The 17,053-nt window shown below is 72.3% G+C and carries 13 protein-coding genes and 1 pseudogene; 7 read left to right on the forward strand and 7 right to left on the reverse strand.

Annotated elements, in window-relative coordinates; translation table 11 throughout:
* Positions 1-532 precede the first annotated feature (532 nt).
* Positions 533-2,062: pseudogene (locus C8054_RS10390) on the forward strand (cellulose-binding protein); the annotation flags it as partial.
* 78 nt (positions 2,063-2,140) lie between these two features.
* On the opposite strand, the gene C8054_RS10395 reads toward C8054_RS10390, so the two are convergent.
* The 4 genes from C8054_RS10395 to C8054_RS10410 form a co-directional block, all read right to left on the reverse strand.
* Positions 2,141-3,100: a helix-turn-helix transcriptional regulator gene (locus C8054_RS10395; RefSeq protein WP_158273836.1), complete on the reverse strand. Its 960-nt coding sequence runs from the start codon at positions 3,098-3,100 to the stop codon at positions 2,141-2,143.
* 161 nt (positions 3,101-3,261) lie between these two features.
* Positions 3,262-4,368, reverse strand: a complete 1,107-nt coding sequence (locus C8054_RS10400) for a HAMP domain-containing sensor histidine kinase (protein WP_107156544.1) — start codon at positions 4,366-4,368, stop codon at positions 3,262-3,264.
* On the reverse strand, positions 4,361-5,047 hold the full coding sequence (locus C8054_RS10405; RefSeq protein WP_107156545.1) for a response regulator transcription factor: 687 nt from the start codon (positions 5,045-5,047) through the stop codon (positions 4,361-4,363). Before C8054_RS10405 ends, C8054_RS10400 begins: the two co-directional genes overlap by 8 nt.
* Before the next feature lie 5 nt (positions 5,048-5,052).
* Positions 5,053-5,757, reverse strand: a complete 705-nt coding sequence (locus tag C8054_RS10410; RefSeq protein ID WP_107156546.1) for a VanZ family protein — start codon at positions 5,755-5,757, stop codon at positions 5,053-5,055.
* Between the two features lie 301 nt (positions 5,758-6,058).
* Here C8054_RS10410 and C8054_RS10415 point away from each other — a divergent pair, with 301 nt between their 5' ends.
* Complete coding sequence (locus C8054_RS10415) at positions 6,059-7,030, forward strand: AraC family transcriptional regulator (protein ID WP_107156547.1); 972 nt, start codon at positions 6,059-6,061, stop codon at positions 7,028-7,030.
* Positions 7,031-7,129: 99 nt separating this feature from the next.
* A complete protein-coding gene (locus C8054_RS33075) occupies positions 7,130-9,400 on the forward strand; it encodes a glycoside hydrolase family 44 protein (RefSeq protein WP_107156548.1) in 2,271 nt (756 codons plus the stop codon).
* A gap of 59 nt (positions 9,401-9,459) precedes the next feature.
* On the opposite strand, the gene C8054_RS10425 is transcribed toward C8054_RS33075, so the two are convergent.
* Together C8054_RS10425 and C8054_RS10430 are read right to left on the reverse strand one after the other, a co-directional pair.
* Positions 9,460-11,241 (reverse strand): cell wall metabolism sensor histidine kinase WalK, encoded by a 1,782-nt coding sequence (locus C8054_RS10425; protein ID WP_107156549.1) that lies wholly within the window; start codon positions 11,239-11,241, stop codon positions 9,460-9,462.
* Complete coding sequence (locus tag C8054_RS10430; protein ID WP_107156550.1) at positions 11,238-11,927, reverse strand: response regulator transcription factor; 690 nt, start codon at positions 11,925-11,927, stop codon at positions 11,238-11,240. Before C8054_RS10430 ends, C8054_RS10425 begins: the two co-directional genes overlap by 4 nt.
* 98 nt (positions 11,928-12,025) lie before the next feature.
* Here C8054_RS10430 and C8054_RS10435 point away from each other — a divergent pair, with 98 nt between their 5' ends.
* From C8054_RS10435 to C8054_RS10445, 3 genes are read left to right on the forward strand one after another with little or no spacing between them, the layout of a single operon-like run.
* On the forward strand, positions 12,026-13,225 hold the full coding sequence (locus tag C8054_RS10435; protein WP_199199672.1) for an efflux RND transporter periplasmic adaptor subunit: 1,200 nt from the start codon (positions 12,026-12,028) through the stop codon (positions 13,223-13,225).
* 5 nt (positions 13,226-13,230) lie between these two features.
* A complete protein-coding gene (locus C8054_RS10440) occupies positions 13,231-13,902 on the forward strand; it encodes an ABC transporter ATP-binding protein (RefSeq protein ID WP_255563000.1) in 672 nt (223 codons plus the stop codon).
* The gene (locus tag C8054_RS10445; RefSeq protein ID WP_107156552.1) at positions 13,899-15,098 is read left to right on the forward strand and encodes an ABC transporter permease; all 1,200 of its coding nucleotides are present in this window, start codon (positions 13,899-13,901) and stop codon (positions 15,096-15,098) included. The genes C8054_RS10440 and C8054_RS10445 overlap by 4 nt, the downstream gene beginning before the upstream one ends.
* Positions 15,099-15,158: 60 nt before the next feature.
* Here C8054_RS10445 and C8054_RS10450 read toward each other — a convergent pair whose 3' ends face one another.
* The gene (locus C8054_RS10450; RefSeq protein WP_146179903.1) at positions 15,159-15,707 is read right to left on the reverse strand and encodes a hypothetical protein; all 549 of its coding nucleotides are present in this window, start codon (positions 15,705-15,707) and stop codon (positions 15,159-15,161) included.
* 415 nt (positions 15,708-16,122) lie between these two features.
* Here C8054_RS10450 and C8054_RS10455 point away from each other — a divergent pair.
* Positions 16,123-17,053: non-reducing end alpha-L-arabinofuranosidase family hydrolase (locus C8054_RS10455; RefSeq protein ID WP_199199673.1), on the forward strand; the 931-nt coding region annotated here is incomplete at its 3' end.

The following is a 17,053-nucleotide window of genomic DNA, read 5'->3' on the forward strand; positions in this document are numbered from 1 at the left end:
ACCGGGTTGGCCGTCCGGGCGCTCGCGCTGACCGCCGACCGCGGCGTCGAGTCGGTGCGGCGGCGGGCCCGACAGTTACTCGACGCGGCGGGACCCTCCGGTCACCACTCCGGGCCGTGGCCCGTCGCCGAGCCGCTCGACGACCGGCGGCCGGCGGGCGGCGCGTCCCGGTCGCGCGCACGCCCTCCGACCTGAGCGGCCGACGGGGTGCCCTTCCCGTATGCAACAAACCTGCACGTCTTTGCTATTGCCTCGCCGGTAAGCGCTTTCTTAGCCTGTGTTTCATCGATGTTTCGATCCGGGCTGAGGGTGCGCACACGAAGCCACATGCGGTGTCGGGGCGGTAAGAGTCGTGCCCGCACCGTGTCTACTCCCGAGGAGTCCAACTGTGAGAACCGCAGTGCGACACAAGCTTCTTACCGGCGGGTTCGCCGTGGTCGCCGCCGTGGCGGTCGTCGCTACGATACCGGTGAGCCAGGCGTCGGGGGCATTCGGCGACCTCGATTTGGCATCGATCAACGCCAATGCCATAAACCTCAGTCTCGGGGCCGGCGCGGACGGTTCCAGCAAGGCCGACGGCACCAGCTACGGAAGCGCGATCGACGGCGACATGAGCACCTACTGGTCGCCGGCCGGCTCGACCGGCCGCATCTCGGTGAAGTGGGGTTCCGCCACCACGGTCGCCTCGATCAACATCCGGGAGGCGGCCGGCGCGGTCGGGGCGGTCGGCTCCTGGCGGGTGGTCAACAACGACACCGGCGCCACGCTGGCCAGCGGTACCGGGGCGGGCGTCATCACGTTCGCCGCGACCGCCCTTCGCAAGATTAATTTCGAGATCACCAGCTCGACCGCCACCCCGCGGATCGCGGAGTTCGAGACGTACGCCTCGGGCGCGACCACGCCGCCGCCGACCACCGGGCCCACCACCCCGCCGCCCACCACCGGACCGACCACGCCGCCACCGACCACCCCGCCCCCGTCGAGCGGCACGCTGTACGTGGCACCGGCCGGCACCGACGGCGCGGCCGGCACGCAGGCGAACCCGACCACGCTCGCCTCGGCGATCACCCGGGTCGCCGCCGGCGGCACCATCTACCTGCGCGGCGGCACCTACCGTTACACGCAGACCGTCACCATCGGCCAGGGCAACAACGGCACGTCGAGCGCGCGTAAGAACATCTTCGCCTACCCGGGCGAGACGCCGGTGCTGAACTTCTCGGCGCAGAGCGAGGACCCGGCGAACCGCGGGCTCCAACTGGGCGGGTCGTACTGGCACATCCGCGGCATCGTCGTCGAGCGGGCCGGGGACAACGGCATCCTGCTCGCCGGCAACAACAACATCGTCGAGCGCGTGGTGACCCGCTTCAACCGGGACTCCGGGCTCCAGCTCTCGCGGCTGGTCGCCAACGCGCCCCGCGACCAGTGGCCCGCCAACAACCTGGTGGTGAGCACCGAGTCGCACGACAACGCCGACTCCGACGGTGAGGACGCCGACGGCTTCGCCCCGAAGCTGACGGTCGGCACCGGCAACATCTTCCGCTACACGGTGTCCCACAACAACATCGACGACGGGTACGACCTCTACACCAAGAGCGACACCGGGCCCATCGGTCCGGTGACCATCGAGTCCTCCCTGGCGTACGGCAACGGCACGCTGAGCAACGGTGGCCAGGCCGGCAACGGCGACCGCAACGGCTTCAAGCTCGGCGGCGAGGACATCGGCGTGAACCACGTCGTGCGCGGCAACATCGCGTACGACAACGGCCAGCACGGCTTCACCTACAACCGCAACGTCGGCTCGATGACGGTGTCGAACAACGCCGGCATCGGCAACACCGAGCGCAACTTCAACTTCGACGGCGGCTCCTCGGTGTTCCGGAACAACACCTCGTGCGACGGTGGCACGAACGACCGGATCGTCGGCAACTCCGACAGCTCCAACCAGTTCTTCTCCGGCAGCAACGGGTCCCGCTGCGCCCAGTACTCCGGTGCCCTCGGCTGGTCCTTCGCCTCCGACGGCCGCCTCGTCGTGACGTTCGGCGGCAAGGTGGTCACCCCGTAACGACCGGGCGACGCCGGTGTCACCCGCGACTGTGACACCGGCGTCCGCCGGCCGCGGATCGGGTACGCCTCCCGGCGCTCACGGCGCGCGGTCGTGCGGTGGCCCGGTCGGTGGCGAGCCGAAGCGTCGCCGATAGGCGGCGGCGAACTGGCGAGCGCTGGCCCATCCCCAGCGTCGGGCCGTCTCGGCGACTGTGACGTCATCGGCCGCATCCGCCCGGCGTAGCTCCTGATCGGCGTGTTCGAGCCGCATCCACCGCAGGTAGGCGGTAGGGGTGGTGTCGAGATGCCGACGGAACGCCAGGTGAAGGGTGCGGATGGTCACGCGGGCCGCGGCGGCGATGTCGGCGAGCGTGATGTCCCAGTGCCCGTTTCCCTCGATGAACGTGATCGCGCGACGCAGCATCCGGGGGTGGGCGTCGTGGCGGTCCTCGATCGTGGGATCGCTGAGCGTGTTGTTCGGGAAGACGGTCAGGGCGGTGGCCGCCAGCAACCGGGCGATGCTGCCGGCGAGCAGCGGCTCCCCGGCCACCCCGAGGTCGACTGTCTCGCGGGCGTACCCGTACACCGTGTCCCACCGCTGAGTGGCGTGCGCGGAAACGGCCTTGTGGCTGGTGAAGCGGACAAGTCCGGGCCGGCGGCCGGGCGCGGCTTCGGCGACGCTCTCGACCAGAGCCGGGTCGAGGACGGCCGTGTGGAAGTCGGCCGTCGCGCAGTCGGCGGTGAAGCCACGCTCCGGCCGAACAGGAATGAACGCGTCACCGAGGCCGTAGGCGGTGGCGACATCGCCGGCCGGATGGTAGGCCAGCCGACCGGAGTCGATGCGGCAGATCACCAGCACACCCAGCGCATCGGCCTGGACGTTGAAGCTGAGACCGAAGGTGATCCGGTCGAGTCGTGCCGACGGAGTGATCTCGGCAGCGTCCAGCCGTAACGCGTCGAAAGAGCCGCTGGCATCGATGCGGATGTTGCCGCCGTAGTTGTCATGGAGGATGTGCTCGGCGAGGTCGACGTCCGTCGTCTCCAAGATCTGGCTCACGCATGCTCCTCGGGTGCACCCCAGCATGCGGCGCTCAGACGACGACGCGCGCCTTGTCCCCCGTCGCGGCCGGAGTCCAGTGTGCGGCAGACGGGAGGCACCCGCTGGCAGGTAGCGTTTCCTCCGTGTGGCGTGTGCACAGGCCCCGCCGAGGCGCCACGTCAGAGCGGGCCGGGAAGGCGCACCGTGACGAGGAGCCCACCGTCGGGGCCGGGGACCAGGGTGAGCGTCCCGCCGTGGGCGCGGACGACGCTGCGCACGATGGCCAGGCCGAGGCCGACGCCGGCGTGCTCGTCGACGCGTACCCGTTGCGTCCCGCGCCGGAACGGCTCGGTGAGCGTCGGGACCAGGTCCGGTGGGAGCGGAGGCCCGGTGTTCGCCACCCGCAGCACGCTGGCGTCACCGGACGTCGCGGTGCGGACCGTCACCGTGCCGCCCCCGGGCAGGTTGTGGACGACGGCGTTCTGGACGAGGTTGGTCACCATCCGCCGCAGCAGCTCGGCGGAGCCGCTGGTCGGGGCCGCACCGCCGGTGACGTCGAGCGTGACCCGGCGTCGTTCGGCGACCGGGAGCAGCGTTTCGGCGGCCTCCTCGGCGAGCAGGGAGAGGTCGACCCGCTCGCGGGCCACGACGGCGCGTTCGCTGCGACTGAGCAGCAGCAGGGCCTCGGTGAGGTCGATCGCCCGCCGGTTGACCTCGTGCAGGCGGTCGACGAGTTCGTCCCGGTCCCGCGTCGGGTCGTCGCGGGCCACGTCGAGCAGCGCCCGCGAGATCGCCAACGGGGTACGCAGCTCGTGCGAGGCGTTCGCGGCGAATCGCTGCTGCTCGGCGACGTGGGACTCGATGCGTTCGAGCATCGCGTCGAACGCGTCGGAGAGGTCCCGGAACTCGTCGCGTCGACCCGTCAGCCGGATCCGGTGCGACAGCGAGCCGGTCCCGGCCATCGTTGCCGCCGCCGTGATCCGGGTCAGCGGCGCGAGCATCCGTCCGGCGAGGATCCAGCCCCCGAAGAGGCCGAAGGCCAGCAGGAACACCAGGATCTCGGCGGCTCTCGGCGCGAAGACACGCAGCAGGTTGGACCGGACGGGAAAGACGCCGGGAGTGAGCGTGTCCGCCGAGCCGGGGACGATCAGCATGGCCCGGTCCGGGACGTACCGCAGGAGGAACACCCACACCGCCGCGAGCAGCAGCACACCGGCGAGCACCAGGAATCCGGCGTAGCTGAGGGTGAGCCGGACCCGGACGCTCAGCCCCGCCGCCCTAGCCATGCGTGCCGCCTTCGGCCGGTTGCGCCTCGATGCGGTAGCCGACGCCGGGCACGGTGGCGATGACCCATGGTTCGCCGAGCCGTTTGCGCAGCGCGGAGACGGTGATACGCACCGCGTTGGTGAACGGGTCCGCGTGCGCGTCCCAGGCCCGTTCCAGGAGTTCCTCGGCGCTGACCACGCCGCCCTCGGCAGCGACGAGCACCTCCAGCACGGCGAACTGCTTGCGGGTCAGCGCGACGTAGCGCCCGTCGCGGAAGACCTCCCGGCGGAACGGGTCGAGCCGCAGGCCCGCGATCCGGCGCACCGGGGGCCGGGCGTGCCCGCGCCGGCGGTCCAGCGACCGCAGCCGCAGGACCAGCTCGCGCATCTCGAACGGCTTGGTGAGGTAGTCGTCGGCGCCCAGCGCGAACCCGGAGGCCTTGTCGTCGATCCGGTCGGCGGCGGTGAGCATGAGGATCGGAATGCCGCTGCCGGAGGCGACGATGTGCCGGGCGACCTCGTCGCCGGAGGGCCCGGGGATGTCCCGGTCGAGCACCGCCAGGTCGTAGGCGTTGACGCCGAGCAGTTCCAGGGCGGTGTCACCGTCGCCGGCGACGTCGGCGGCGATCGCCGCCAGCCGCAGACCGTCCCGGACGGCTTCGGCCAGGTAGGGCTCGTCCTCCACGACCAGTACCCGCATGCGACTCAGTCTGCCGCCGCCGGCACCGGATGACGTCGTTGCGTCGGGGTGCGCCACCAGCGGCGGGACGCCAGCCCGAACAGCACCGCGCCGGCGGCGTTGACCAGCACGTCGTCCACCGACGACACCCGGTCCAGCCGCAGCACGTACTGGAGGGTCTCGATCACGGCCGAGCAGACCGCCCCGAGCGCCAGGAGCCGTGGTACGGACGCCAGCGCCGCGAACCGCATCGGCGCGAAGAAGCCCAGTGCCGCGAGCACCAGCAGGTTGCCCCCGATCCCGAGCGGCCCCATCGTGGCCAGGTCCCGCAGCGGCACCAGGCTGACCCGGCCCGGCGCGACGCCGGCCCCCGGGCCCGGCATCAGCGTCATCCAGACGAACGGCACCGTTCCGTAGACCATGCCCACCTCGGCCACCGACGACCGCCACGCACCGGCGGCCCGCCGACCCACCACCAGGGCACCCACCGCCAGCGCGGCGACCGGCAGCCCGACCAGCGTCATGAGCAGCACACCGTTCTCCGTGTCGAAGCAGCCGTGCCACCGCCCGGCCCGGCACGCCGGGGCGGCCATCAGCAGCGGGCGTCGCACCACGAAGGCGGCGACCGCCAGGCCGAGGACCGCCGCGCCGACGAGCACGACCCTTCGCGTACGCCGGGGTGGCGCGACCCCCACCTCTCCTCGCCGGTCGATGCCCCGTGGCGAACCCATGCCCGTGCTCCTCTCCGGTGGCGGATCGGGCGGACGGCCTCCCGGTCCGTCTCTGAAGTGAAGACGCCGGGCTGTTGCGCGGGCGTATGCGTTTCCCGATCCGACCGCCAACGGCTGCGGAACGACCTGCGCAGCCCCGGCACGTCGCGTGTCCGCTCGATGCCTACGGGTGACAAAATCGTCGACGAGGTGCGGGCACCAGAGGGACGACGTGGCCCCAGGGCGGGGCACGTGTGCGAGAAGGGCTGACGATGGTGGGCAGGTCGACCAGGCTGCTGGCGGCGCCGGCAAGGGAGAACTCATGGACGGATCCGCAACCAAATCCGCCGGTCTTCCTCAGCGCGTGCGGTTGGCCTCGTCGGAGCCGGACGAGGCGCGGGAGTTCCTGGGCCGGTTGTACGGCGCGCACCTGAAGGTCGCCGGCGCGGGCGATCCGATGCGGATCAGCTTCGACCGGGTGGAGGGCGGCGGGATCACCCTGAACACCGCGCGTTGCCCGGCCGTCCTCGACTTCCACCTCGAAGGCGACGACCAGGTCCTGCTCACCACCGTCATGTCCGGCCGGGTCACCTTCGTCCGGGGTCGGGCTGAGGCCCGCTACGGGCCCGGGGACATCTACATCGGCAATCAGCCGCGGGCGGACTGGCACTGCCGGCTGCGCTCCCCGAACCTCGACGTCGTCGGGCTGCCCGCAGCCCTCCTCCACGACGTCGCCGACACCGGGTCGGGCGGCCGGTGGCAGCCACGGTCGTGGGAACCGTTGCCGGGATACGCCGAGCAGTGGCTCGCCGCCGTCCGATACGTCCGAGAGCTGTTCGACCAGCCGTACGCCGCGGGCGAGCCGCTCGTGGTCGGTGCCGCCGTCCGGATGCTTGCCGCGACCGCGCTCACCGCCTTTCCGGGCGACGTGTCGCGGGAGCCGAGCATCGAGGACCGGCACGACGCCCACCGGGAGACGCTGCGTCGCGCGATCGCGTTCATCGAATCCAACCCGCACGTCGACCTCGGCGTCGCCGACATCGCCCGCGCCGCCAACGTGACGGCCCGCGCGCTCGGGCTGACCTTCCGCCGGCATCTCGGTGTCACCCCGATGGCCTACCTGTGGCGGGTCCGGCTCGACAAGGCCCGGGAGGACCTCAGCCGGGCCACGGCCGGCGACGACCGGACCATCTCGCTCATCGCCAACAGGTGGGGCTTCGCCGACCCGGCCCGGTTCGCGATGCGCTACCGCCGGGCGTACGGCGAGACACCCGGCCAGACGCTGCGGCGCTGATCCACCGGACGCCGACGTGTTGACGCGGGCAGCGAACCGGGCCAGGCTGTGGGGGCGCTCCCAACGGCGAGCTTCGATTTCCTCAGGAAGGAAGAGCTCGTGCGTCCCACCACAGCACTGCTCCCGGTCGTGCTTGCCGCCACGCTCGGCGGCCTGGCCCTACCAGGGCCCGCCCAGGCCGCCGCCGGCCCGGCGCTGGCCGTCGACACCACCGCCGACCGGCACGCGATCAGCCCGTACGTCTACGGGATGAACTTCGCCGACGAGGCGCTCGCCCGGGAGCTACGGCTACCGGTGCACCGGTACGGCGGCAACGCCACCACCCGCTACAACTTCCGCAACGACACCACCAACCGGGCCGCGGACTGGTACTTCGAGAACATCCCGAACGACAACGCCGATCCGGACAGCCTGCCCGACGGCTCGGAGAGCGACCGGTTCGTGGCACGGAACAAGGCCACCGGCACCGACACGATCATGACGATGCCGATGATCGGCTGGGTCGCCAAGGACCGGGCCAAGGCGTGCGGCTTCAGCGTGGCGAAGTACGGCCCGCAGGAGTCCACCGACCAGTGGGCACCCGACTGCGGCAACGGCAAGAAGCCGGACGGCAGCCTGATCACCGGCAACGACCCGGAGGACACCAGCGTCGCCGTCGGTCCGGAGTACGCCACCGACTTCGTCAACCATCTCAAGGAGCGGTTCGGCGCAGCCGGCAGCGGCGGGGTGCGGTTCTACAACCTGGACAACGAGCCGGACCTGTGGCACTCGACCCACCGCGACGTCCGCCCGGTCGGGCTCGGCTACGACGAGCTGCGCGACCGCACCTACGCGTACGGCGCGGCGATCAAGGCGGCCGACCCGGGGGCGAAGACGCTGGGCCCGGTCGGCTGGGGCCTGAACTCGATCTTCTACTCGGGGCTGGACCAGGACACCTGCTCCCGGACCGGCTGCTGGTCGAACCCGCCGGACAAGGCCGCGCACGGCGGCCAGGACCTCGGCCCGTGGTACCTGGACCGAATGCGGGAGTACGAGCAGCAGCACGGCACCCGGGTCCTCGACTACTTCGACGTGCACCTCTACCCGCAGCAGTCCGGCGTCAGCGGGTCCGGTGCCGGGGACGCCGCCACCCAGGCGCTGCGACTGCGCTCGACCCGCCAGCTCTGGGACCCGACGTACGTGGACGAGAGCTGGATCAACCAGCCGGTCCGGTTCATTCCGCGGATGCGCGAGCTGGTCGACAAGCACTACCCGGGCACGAAGATCGCGATGACCGAGTACAGCTGGGGCGGGTACGGCTCGCTGAACGGCGCGCTGGCCCAGGCGGACGTGCTCGGCATCTTCGGCCGGGAGGGGCTCGACCTGGCCAGCCTCTGGACCGCGCCGACCGCCGACCAGCCGGTGGCCGACGCGTTCCGGATCTACCGCAACTACGACGGCAAGGGCGGCGCGTTCGGTGAGACGTCCGTCCGGGCCACCAGCGCCGACCAGGACAAACTGGCCGTGTACGCGGCCGAGCGGACCGCCGACAAGGCGCTCACCCTGGTCGTGGTCAACAAGAGCGGCGACGACCTGACCAGCCCGGTGGCCCTGACCGGCGCCACCGCCGGCAGCGCCGAGGTCTACCGCTACAGCGGGGCGAACCTCGCCGGCGTGGTCCGGGAGGCCGACCAGCCGGTGACCGCCGGCGGCTTCACCGCCACCTTCCCGGCCAACTCGATCACCCACCTGGTGCTGCCGCGCGGCACCACGCCCGGCGACACCCAGCCGCCGACCGCCCCGGGCAAGCCGGTTGCCGGCACGGTCACCGGCGACAGCGTGGCGCTGAGCTGGACGCCGTCCACCGACAACGTCGGCGTCACCGGCTACGACGTGCACCGGGTCGACACCACCGGCACCGTGAAGGTGGGCAGCACCACGAGCACCGCGTACACCGTGACCGGGTTGACGGCGGACACCCCGTACACCTTCGTGGTGACCGCCCGGGACGCGGCGGGCAACGTCTCGGCGGCCTCGCCCGGCCTGGCCGTGCGGACCGCGCCCACCACCCCGACCGGCGGCTGCACGGTCGGCTACGCGGCGAACAGTTGGCCGGGTGGCTTCACCGCCACCGTCACCGTCAAGAACACCGGCGCCACCGCGATCGACGGCTGGAAGCTCGCCTTCGACTTCCCCACCACCGGCCAGAAGGTCGGCCAGGGCTGGTCGGCCACCTGGAAGCAGAGCGGGACGGGCGTCACCGCCGAGAACCTGAGCTGGAACGGCAAACTCGCCCCCGGCGCGTCCACCAGCATCGGCTTCAACGGCACCTGGAGCGGCACCAACCCGGCGCCGACCGCCTTCACGCTCAACGGTCAGCGCTGCGGCTGACCGCGCCATTTCCTGAGTGACGGCCGGGCCGGGGCATCGCGATGTCCCGGCCCGGCCGGTCAGTGCGGTACGGCGGCGACGATCGGCAGTCGGACGGTGAACGTGCTGCCCACGCCGAGCACACTCGCGACGGAGATGGTGCCGCCGTGTGCCTCGGTGAGCTTGCGGGCGATCGACAGGCCGAGCCCGCTCCCCCCGGTGCGGCGGGCCCGCGAGTCGTCGGCCCGCCAGAATCGCTCGAAGACCCGGGACAGGTCGGCGGGCGCGATGCCGGTCCCGGTGTCGGACACGACGATGCTCAACTGCTCCGCCCGCACCGCGCACCGCACGGTCACCGAGCCACCCGGGGCGGTGTGCCGGATCGCGTTGGCGACCACGTTGCCGACGAGCTGCCGCAGCCGGGCGCCGTCGACCGCCGTCTCCGGCACGGCGGCCACGTCGAGGTCCAGCCGCACGCCGGCGGCGTCGGCCGCGCCCCGGTGCGCCTCGACGACCTGGTCCAGCAGGTCGGCAACGTCGTGCGGTTCGCGGTGCACGCGCAGCTCACCGGCGTCGGCGGCGGCCAGGTCCCGCAGGTCGTCGATGATGTGCTGGAGCAGCATCGCCTCGTCGAGCAGCAGGCTGAGCAGGTGCGCGTCGGGCTGGGCGAGACCGTCCTGGGCGGCCTCCAGCCAGCTCCGCATGGTGCTCAGCGGCGTCCGCAGCTCGTGCGCCACGTCGCTGACCATGGTCTTGCGCAGCGCCTCGGTCTGCTCCCGCCGGGCGGCGAGGTCGTTGAGCGCGGTGGCCAGCAGCCCGATCTCGTCGCGGGTGGTCACCGGCACCCGCGTCGGCGAGTCCATCGGCTGCCGGGCGGCGTCGGTCAGCGCCCGCAGCGGTCGTACCAGTCGACGCCCGACCAGCACGGTGACCAGCACGGTGGCCGCCAGCACCGCGCCGGTGACCTCGACGATGCGGATCACGTTCGCCCGGGACAGGTTGAACACCGGCTCGGTGGTGCCCTGGGCCTCATCGGTCACGAACAGCAGCGCCGGCGGTGCCGCGTACGGCCTCAGCTGGGCGACCAGCGCCTCGTGCAGGCAGGAGTCGATCCGCTCGTCGAGCCCGGCGGAGCCGCTCGGGACCGCCGTGCGGTCCGGCCTGATCATGACCCGGTCCGGTGCTCCCGCCCGGCGCAGGCAGGACTTCGTCGCGTCCCGCAGCCGCGCGATCGGCCCGGCCTCGGTCGGCAGCGGGCCGGCAAGGTCGGCCGGCAGGCAGTGGCCGACGACGTCGCGCCCGTCCATGCCGGTCACCTGGACCGACGCCCGGCCGGTCGGGCCGACCACCACCTTTCCGTCCAGCGCGGAGTTGCGGTGGATGCACGTGAGCCACCGCCCGGCCAACTGCCGGGTGACGCCACTCTCCCGGCTGGTCAGCACGTACGGCCCGAGCACGCGCCGGTCGATCCGGGCGGTCCCGCCGGTCAGGCCGAGGTCCACCTGCAACGGGTCGACGGTCGCCGAGGGGCGGGCCGCCCGCAGCGACGGGCCGTCCGGTGCGGAGTCGGCGATCACCTGCCGGTCCGGCGTCATCAGCGTGATCCGGCGTTCGAGCGTGCCGGCCCGCTCGGCGAGCACGGCGGCCACGCCGGACCAGTCCCGGTGGGTGGCGGCGTAGCTCACCAGCGTGTCGTAGATGTTCTTGTCGTCGGCGAGCGAACGGCCCTGGGCCTGCTGGATCGCCTGGGTGGTCGACTGGACGGCCAGCCAGGTCGTGGCCAGGATCGCGCAGACCGCCACCAGCAGGGAGGTGGCCAGCAGCCGCACCACCAGGCTGCGGTGCGGCGGCACGCGTCTCACGGCGTCCCGGCGGTCAGCTTGTAGCCGACCCCGTACACGGTCAGGAGCTGCCGTGGCCGGCGTGGGTTCGCCTCGATCTTCCGGCGCAGGTTCATCACGTGCACGTCGATGGTGCGCCCGGTCGACTCCCGGTCGATGCCCCGGGTGTGCTCCAGCAGTTGGCCGCGGGTGAACACCCGGCCGGGCTGGCGGATCATCGCCGCCAGGATGGCGAACTCACCGGCGGTGCAGTCGACCGGGACACCGCCGGCGGTCACCGTGTGCCGGGGCTCGTCGACGGTGAGGCGGCCGACCCGGAGCACCGGTGGGTGCCGGGCCGTCGCGGGGACGCGGCGTAACAGCGTCCGGACCCGGGCGACCAGTTCCCGGGGACTGAACGGCTTGGTCATGTAGTCGTCGGCGCCGACGTCCAGACCGCGCAGCAGGTCGTCCTCACTCGACCGGGCGGTCAGCATCAGCATCAGCACGTCCGACTCCTGCCGGAGGATCCGGCAGACCTGCATCCCGTCCAGCCCCGGCAGCATCACGTCGAGCAGGAGCAGGTCGAACGTCTGCTGCCGGGCCGCCCGCAGCGCCTCCTCGCCGTCGTGCACGACCGTCGCCTCGTGACCCTCCGCCGTGAGGTAGCGGCGCAGCGCCTCGGCCTGCCGCCGGTCGTCCTCCGCGAGCATCACCCGTGCGCACATGGTGGGGACTATAGGTGAGCCGAGGGGTCGCGAATCCGTGGAAAAGGTCATGCCCGGACCTGACAGGATCCTGACGATCGCGGGTCACGATCGGCGCCATGCCACTGACCCGAACGGTGCCGCCGACGGACGCCGAAACCCAGGTCATCCCGCTCGTCGGCAGGGAACCGGCACCGCGCCGCCGCTACCTGACGAGGGCGGTGGTCCCCGCGGTCGTCGTCGCCGGACTGCTCGCCGCGGCCGTCGTCGTCTGGTCCGGCCGGGACACCGGCCCGGCGTCGACAGCGAACGAACCGGCAGGCGTACGGAGCGTCGCGGTGGTGAAGCAGGACCTGTCGACGGCGCAGTCGCTGCCGGGCACGCTCGGCTTCGGCGCCGCCCGACTGCTCAAGGGCGGCCGGAGCGGCACGGTGACGTGGCTGCCCGCCCCGGGCGCGTCGGTGCGGCGCGGCCAGCAGCTCTACCGGGTCGACGACCGGCCGGTGCCGCTCTTCTACGGCGGGATGCCGCTGTTCCGCCCGCTGCGCGACCTCGGCACGGTCGGCCGGGACGTGCGGATCGTCGCCGACAACCTGCACGCCCTCGGCTACGACGTCGGTGACCGACCGGCGTTCGCCGCCCGGCCGGCCCGGTCGTCGGCCACGCCCGCTCCAAAGGTGCCGGTGGCCAGGGACGAGAGCGTGCTGACCGCCGCGTTGCGGGACGCGGTCAAGCGCTGGCAGCACGATCTGGGGGTGCCGGTGACCGGCACGATCGAGGCCGGGGACGTGGTGGTGCTCGTCGGCGCGGTCCGGGTCGACTCCGTCGCCGCCCAGCCGGGCGACAGCGCGGACGCCCCGCTGCTGTCGGTCACCCGGACCTCGAAGGTCGTCACCGTGGAGGCGAGCGTCGCCGACGCGGCCTCGATCGCGCCGGGCGACGCGGTCACCGTGCACCTGCCCGACGAGAGCACGATCGGCGGCCGGGTCACCGCCGTCGGCCAGGCGGTGAAGGCGGCGGAGGGCGATGCCGGCACCGGCGGCCCGCCCACCGTCACCGTGACGATCGTGGTGAAGGGGTCCGCCGCCACGGCCCGGATCAGCGTCGCCGACGTGCGGGTCGACTTCGCCGCCGAGACCCACGAAGGCGTCCTCGTCGTACCGGTCGGCGCGTTGCTCGCGCTCAGCGAGGGCGGCTACGGCGTCCAGATCTCCGGCGGGGGGCTGGTCCCGGTCGAGACCGGGCTCTTCGCCCAGGGGCTCGTCGAGGTCAGGGGCGACGGTCTCCGCGCGGGGACCCCGGTGGTGACCACCTCGTGACCCCGGTGCTCTCGGCGCGCGACGTCAGCATGCGCTACCCCGGCGGTGTCGAGGCGTTGCGGGGGGTCTCGCTGGACATCACCGAGGGCGAACTGGTCGCCATCGTCGGGCCGTCCGGCTCCGGCAAGTCGACCCTGCTCAACCTCATGGGCACCCTGGACCGGCCCACCTCCGGCACGATCTCGATCGCCGGGCAGGACGTGGCCGGGCTCTCCGACCGCCGGCTCTCCGCCCTGCGTGGCCGCTGGCTCGGCTTCGTCTTCCAGCAGTTCCATCTCGCTGCCGGCCTCACCGCCGCCGAGAACGTGGCCACCGGCCTGCTCTACGCCGGGGTCCCGCGCCGCCGCCGTCGGCCGCTCGCGCTCGACGCACTCGACCGGGTCGGCCTGGCCCACCGTGTCGACCACCGTCCGGCGCAGCTCTCCGGTGGCGAGCGCCAACGGGTCGCCATCGCCCGGGCGCTCGTCAACGGCCCCGCCCTCGTGCTGGCCGACGAACCCACCGGCGCCCTGGACACCGACAACGGGCGTGCCGTGCTCCGCCTGCTGCGCCGGCTCAACGAGGAGGGCACCACCATCGCCGTCATCACACACGACAACGAGATCGCCGCCGACCTTCCCCGCCGCGTCGAGCTGCGCGACGGCCGGCTGGTGCGCGACACGGCGGTGGTCCGATGATCCGCCGGGTCCGGCTCTCCCCGCTCGACCTGCTCGACGTCGGGCTGCTCGGCATCCGTACCCGCCGGGCCCGGGCCGCGTTCTCGGCGTTGGGCATCGCGATCGGCATCGCCACCACGGTGCTCGTCACCGGCGTACCGGCCTCCGGCCAGGCGGCGCTGCTGCGCGAGCTGTCCGCGCTCGGCACCGACCATCTCCAGGCGCGGGCGCAGTCCGACCCGGACTCGCCGGCGGAGTTCCCCGAGGAGTCAGTGGCGATGGTCGGGCGCATCGGGCCGGTCACCGTGGCGAGCGCGGTCGCGAACACCCACGCGCTCGTACGCCGCAACGACCGTACCGACGCCGGCGACGGTTCCGGCCTGACCGTGCTGGCCGCCCGCCCGGACCTGCTGCGGGCGGTCGACGGGAAGGTGCGCTCCGGGCGGTGGCTCGACGCGGTCACGGAACGGTTCCCGACCGTGGTGCTCGGCTCCGTCGCCGCCACCCGACTGGGTTTCGCCGACCTGCCCGCCACCGGTGGTCCCGGTCCGTCGGTGTTCATCGGCGACCGGTGGTTCACCGTCGTCGGCATCCTCGCCCGGACGCCGCTCTCGCCGGACCTCGACCGCTCGGTCCTGGTCGGCTGGGAGGCGGCCCGTGACCATCTGCGCTTCGACGGGCGTCCCACGGTCATCTACCTGCGGTGCCGGGAGTCGGCTGTGGAGGCCGTCCGGGAGGTCCTGCCGGCCACCATCTCGCCGGTCCGTCCCGGGCAGGTGGTGGTGACCCGTCCGTCGGACGCGCTCACCGCGAAGCGGGCCACCGAGAGCAACTTCGCCACGCTGTTCCTCGGCTTGGCCGCGATCGCGTTGCTTGTCGGTGGGATCGGCGTGGCGAACACGATGGTGGTCTCGGTGCTGGAACGGCGTACCGAGATCGGCCTGCGCCGCGCGCTCGGCGCGCACCGTGGCCAGATCCGCGCCCAGTTCCTCACCGAGTCCGCCGCGTTGGCCGCGCTCGGCGGGGTCGCCGGGACGCTGATCGGCACGGTCGCCACCGCCGGTTACGCGACCTGGCAGGGCTGGCCGGTGGTGGTCTCGGTGCCGGCGACGCTCGCCGGGCTCGGCGGCGCCGTCGTGGTCGGTGTGCTCGCCGGTGTCTATCCGTCGATCCGGGCGTCCCGTCTGACGCCGACGGAGGCGCTCGCCTCGACCTGAGACGTGCCGGCACACGCGGGAGGCGCCACCCGGTGCGGGTGGCGCCTCCCGGCAGGGTGGCTACTTCCGCTTGGCGGCGACCGCACGCTCACACTCGGGCGAGAACCTCATGCCCTTCGAGATCGATTCCGCGTCGTTGTGCTCGCCGCCGAGCGACCAGCCCGGACCGTCGGTGCTGACCTCGACGTACCGGACGCCCTTCTCCTTGAGGCAGGCGACGACGTCGCGGGCGAAGTCCTTCGCCTCCGGGTTGGCCGGGTCGAGTTCCCAGGGCGGCAGGGGCAGCAGGTTCCCGCAGGCCTTGTTCGCGGCGCCGATCGGGCCCGAGGTGACGCCCTCGGCCCGGGTCCTCCTGATGTCGACGCCGTGCTCGGTCATGCACTTCTCGTAGGGCGCGTAGCGGGCGCGGGTGTCCTCGTCGGTGTCGTCGAGACGGGCGCGGGGCCGCTTGTCGGTCGGCGGCGCCGGGGTCGTGGCGGCGGGCGTGGCGGTGCGGAGCGTGGCCACGTCCGGCGTGCCGGCGTCGGCCCGGTCGTCTCCGGTGGCCGAGCACCCGCTGCCGCCGATCGTGACGGCCAGCACCAGCGCGGCCATCGAATGCTTCCTCATCGTGACGCCTTCCTGTCGGGGCCCCGCGGCGCGGTGCCCACCAGCGAGGCTCAGGATCGCCGCGGACTGTCAGGAAGCTGTTTGCGTCTCGTCACGGCGTCGCGGTCGCGACCGAATGATGCGCAAACGTCGATGTTAGCGTCATCATTACCGTGGCCGGCGTCGGCCGGCGTGCCGGGAGGCGGCACCGCACCTGCGCGGGAGGGCGCTCCGGCCACCGCCGATGGATGCTTCGGGAAAGTTACGACTTGACGAACGTTCTGTTATCGCCCACATTCGATGGTCAAGGACGAGGCGGGGGCTGACCGGGGCGGGTCTGCCTTGTCGGGACTGGCGTGCGCGACGCGTGGGCCACGTCTTGTTAGCGCTAACACCCGGGCGGCGTACGTCCGGGTTCCGGCCATCGAGGAGGATCATGTTCGGCTTTGGTAGGTCCCCATCCGTCGCCCCGCCGAGTCGACGGCGGCAATGGTTGCCGCGCGTCGTCGCAGCCGGTGTGACGGCCGTGCTGGCCGGCGTCGGCGCGGCGGCCGTGGTGTCGTCCCCCGCCGCCGCGGCGACGGTCGACACCAACGCCTGGTACGTGCTGGTGAACCGCAACAGCGGCAAGGCCCTGGACGTCTACAACCTGGCCACGACCGACGGCGCGCGGATCGTGCAGTGGGCGCGTAACAACGGCAACCAGCAGCAGTGGCAGTTCGTGGACTCGGGCGGTGGCTACTACCGGCTGCGGTCCCGGCTGTCCGGCAAGGTGCTTGACGTCTACAACTTCTCCACCGCCAACTCCGCCAACATCGTGCAGTGGTCCGACGCCAACGGGACCAACCAGCAGTTCCGGCTCGCCGACTCCGACAGCGGCTACGTCCGGCTGATCAACCGGAACAGCAACAAGGCGGTGGAGGTGCAGGGAGCGTCGACCGCCGACGGCGGCAGCATCGTCCAGTACGACGACTGGAACGGCAGCAACCAGCAGTGGCAGCTCGCCCGTGTCGACGGCGGGGGCACTCCCACCACGCCGCCGCCGAGCGGCACCTGCAACCTCCCGACGACGTACCGGTGGTCGTCGACCGGCCCGCTGGCGCAGCCGAAGTCCGGCTGGGCGTCGCTGAAGGACTTCACCGTCGCCCCGTACCAGGGCAAGCACCTGGTCTACGCGACCACGCACGACTTCGGCTCGTCCTGGGGCTCGATGAACTTCAGCCCGTTCACGAACTGGTCGGAGATGGCCACGGCCAGCCAGAACGGCATGAACCAGGGCACCGTCGCGCCGACGCTGTTCTACTTCGCTCCACGCAACATCTGGGTGTTGACCTACCAGTGGGGCGGCACGGCGTTCTCGTACAAGA

Source organism: Micromonospora sp. RP3T, assembly GCF_003027925.1.
GTDB lineage: Bacteria > Actinomycetota > Actinomycetes > Mycobacteriales > Micromonosporaceae > Micromonospora.

What these genes read in the sequence shown, in the direction of transcription:
- C8054_RS10400 (WP_107156544.1), bottom strand. Translation starts at nt 4,368, where the DNA reads ATGGCTAGGGCGGCGGGGCTGAGCGTCCGGGTCCGGCTCACCCTCAGC.
- C8054_RS10405 (WP_107156545.1), bottom strand. Translation starts at nt 5,047, where the DNA reads ATGCGGGTACTGGTCGTGGAGGACGAGCCCTACCTGGCCGAAGCCGTC.
- C8054_RS10410 (WP_107156546.1), bottom strand. Translation starts at nt 5,757, where the DNA reads ATGGGTTCGCCACGGGGCATCGACCGGCGAGGAGAGGTGGGGGTCGCG.
- C8054_RS10415 (WP_107156547.1), top strand. Translation starts at nt 6,059, where the DNA reads ATGGACGGATCCGCAACCAAATCCGCCGGTCTTCCTCAGCGCGTGCGG.
- C8054_RS10430 (WP_107156550.1), bottom strand. Translation starts at nt 11,927, where the DNA reads ATGTGCGCACGGGTGATGCTCGCGGAGGACGACCGGCGGCAGGCCGAG.
- C8054_RS10435 (WP_199199672.1), top strand. Translation starts at nt 12,026, where the DNA reads ATGCCACTGACCCGAACGGTGCCGCCGACGGACGCCGAAACCCAGGTC.
- C8054_RS10445 (WP_107156552.1), top strand. Translation starts at nt 13,899, where the DNA reads ATGATCCGCCGGGTCCGGCTCTCCCCGCTCGACCTGCTCGACGTCGGG.
- C8054_RS10450 (WP_146179903.1), bottom strand. Translation starts at nt 15,707, where the DNA reads ATGAGGAAGCATTCGATGGCCGCGCTGGTGCTGGCCGTCACGATCGGC.